Origin of the sequence: Shigella sp. FC1544 (genome assembly GCF_001722145.1) — a bacterium.
Lineage (GTDB): Bacteria > Pseudomonadota > Gammaproteobacteria > Enterobacterales > Enterobacteriaceae > Escherichia > Escherichia coli.
Genome location: NZ_MECT01000319.1, coordinates 1 through 1,220, shown reverse-complemented (window position 1 = coordinate 1,220; position 1,220 = coordinate 1). Strand labels below are relative to the sequence as shown.

Below are 1,220 nucleotides of genomic sequence, written 5' to 3'. Positions count from 1 at the left end.
TTTTTCACCACCCGCTTCAGCCCGGCTTCACCCTGCGTGTGCAGCACTTCACGGCGGTTCAGGCTGTCGGTGATGGTGATGCGGTCCTTCTCATACTGATACGTGTAGCTTAAGCCTGCCGGGTTAAGCTGTTCTGTCACTCGCCCGTCGCTGTCGTAACGGTAACGGATTTCCGGCCGGCCCGTGTGACGGTGCGCCACCATCCGGCCCCGGTATTTATCATCGTAAGTAAAGCTACGCACCTGTGTATTGCTGCGGTCATACACTGCCGCCAGTTCGCCGCGCGGCGTCCAGCCATAGCGCACCAGCGGCGCGGCAGGTAAATTCTCCGGGTATTCCGGGTCGTGCGTCAGCCACACGGCAGACAGACGGATGCCGTTGTCCCGGCCATATTCGGTGTAACCCGGCAGGGTATCAGGAAAAGCGGACGGTTCCGTCCCGCCGGAAATGGCCTGCTGCCGGGCTTCTTCTGCCCGCTGCGCCTGCGTGGTCAGTACCAGTTGGAAGTGACGCCCGGCACCATCCGTCACGCCGGTGATTTCGCCGCTGAATTCACCGGCGGCTTCGCGGTGGAACGTCTGTGTGCGCCCGAAGCGGTCCACCAGCCCGGTCAGTACCCGGTACGGCGGCAGCGGCGCAGGCAGCACCTCATCCGCTTCCGGCACCCGCTCACACCAGCCGAGCAGCCACCACGGCCCCTGCGGACTGTTTGTCGCCAGATAACGATGCGGACTTAAGCGGAGTTCTTCCGGCAGCGCCTGCCAGAGTGCGGCCAGCCGGTGACCTTCATCCAGTTTCGCCACGCCGCCGCGCACCAGCCACAGTGACTCGCTGCGGCTGTAACCGTCCTCACCGGGAAACAGGTGCTCAAAATACAGGCTTCTGCCGCCGTTATCACTGAGTATCAGTGTGTTATCGCGCAGCTGTAAGCGGATATCCGCAGGCATTTTCCAGCCGGGGCCGAGGCTCCCCACCGGCGCGGGCGTTTTTGTCCGGTAACTGCTGTAGGTGCGGGAGAGGATGAACGGCAGCGGGCCGGGCAGGGCGATGTCGGTTTCACCGGGAAGGACCTTTGCACCGAGCAGGGGATTGACCGGATGGCCGGACGTCACTCCGCCGGGGCACACCGAACAGGCCACGCCGGTGGGGGCACCAATGCGCACCCCGGCTGAACCCTGAACAATGCTACCGCCATACTGCGTCATGTCGCCCTGACGCGC

1 pseudogene is annotated in these 1,220 nt (G+C 63.9%); it reads right to left on the bottom strand.

Annotated elements, in window-relative coordinates:
• A pseudogene (gene rhsC / locus BGK49_RS15090) lies at nt 1-1,220 on the bottom strand (rhs element protein RhsC); the annotation flags it as partial.